At 52.5% G+C, this 1,561-nt stretch carries 1 rRNA gene; it reads left to right on the forward strand.

The features are described 5' to 3' along the window. The first annotated feature begins 7 nt into the window (after nucleotides 1-7). A 16S ribosomal RNA gene (locus tag PVK63_RS19840) occupies nucleotides 8-1,550 on the forward strand. The last annotated feature ends 11 nt before the right edge of the window (nucleotides 1,551-1,561 follow it).

Here is a 1,561-nt window from a genome sequence, read left to right on the forward strand (position 1 = left end):
AAAACTTTAATTGAAGAGTTTGATCATGGCTCAGATTGAACGCTGGCGGCAGGCCTAACACATGCAAGTCGAGCGGTAACAGAAATTAGCTTGCTAATTTGCTGACGAGCGGCGGACGGGTGAGTAATGCCTGGGAATATGCCTTAGTGTGGGGGATAACTATTGGAAACGATAGCTAATACCGCATAATGTCTTCGGACCAAAGAGGGGGACCTTCGGGCCTCTCGCGCTAAGATTAGCCCAGGTGAGATTAGCTAGTTGGTGAGGTAAGAGCTCACCAAGGCGACGATCTCTAGCTGGTCTGAGAGGATGATCAGCCACACTGGAACTGAGACACGGTCCAGACTCCTACGGGAGGCAGCAGTGGGGAATATTGCACAATGGGCGAAAGCCTGATGCAGCCATGCCGCGTGTATGAAGAAGGCCTTCGGGTTGTAAAGTACTTTCAGTAGGGAGGAAGGCGTTGTCGTTAATAGCGGCTTCGTTTGACGTTACCTACAGAAGAAGCACCGGCTAACTCCGTGCCAGCAGCCGCGGTAATACGGAGGGTGCGAGCGTTAATCGGAATTACTGGGCGTAAAGCGCATGCAGGTGGTTCATTAAGTCAGATGTGAAAGCCCGGGGCTCAACCTCGGAACCGCATTTGAAACTGGTGAACTAGAGTGCTGTAGAGGGGGGTAGAATTTCAGGTGTAGCGGTGAAATGCGTAGAGATCTGAAGGAATACCAGTGGCGAAGGCGGCCCCCTGGACAGACACTGACACTCAGATGCGAAAGCGTGGGGAGCAAACAGGATTAGATACCCTGGTAGTCCACGCCGTAAACGATGTCTACTTGGAGGTTGTGGCCTTGAGCCGTGGCTTTCGGAGCTAACGCGTTAAGTAGACCGCCTGGGGAGTACGGTCGCAAGATTAAAACTCAAATGAATTGACGGGGGCCCGCACAAGCGGTGGAGCATGTGGTTTAATTCGATGCAACGCGAAGAACCTTACCTACTCTTGACATCCAGAGAATTCGCTAGAGATAGCTTAGTGCCTTCGGGAACTCTGAGACAGGTGCTGCATGGCTGTCGTCAGCTCGTGTTGTGAAATGTTGGGTTAAGTCCCGCAACGAGCGCAACCCTTATCCTTGTTTGCCAGCACGTAATGGTGGGAACTCCAGGGAGACTGCCGGTGATAAACCGGAGGAAGGTGGGGACGACGTCAAGTCATCATGGCCCTTACGAGTAGGGCTACACACGTGCTACAATGGCGCATACAGAGGGCTGCAAACTAGCGATAGTAAGCGAATCCCAAAAAGTGCGTCGTAGTCCGGATCGGAGTCTGCAACTCGACTCCGTGAAGTCGGAATCGCTAGTAATCGTAGATCAGAATGCTACGGTGAATACGTTCCCGGGCCTTGTACACACCGCCCGTCACACCATGGGAGTGGGCTGCAAAAGAAGTGGGTAGTTTAACCTTCGGGAGGACGCTCACCACTTTGTGGTTCATGACTGGGGTGAAGTCGTAACAAGGTAGCCCTAGGGGAACCTGGGGCTGGATCACCTCCTTAAACGATAGATT

Source organism: Aliivibrio sp. S2TY2 (assembly GCF_028765525.1).
Lineage (GTDB): Bacteria > Pseudomonadota > Gammaproteobacteria > Enterobacterales > Vibrionaceae > Aliivibrio > Aliivibrio finisterrensis_A.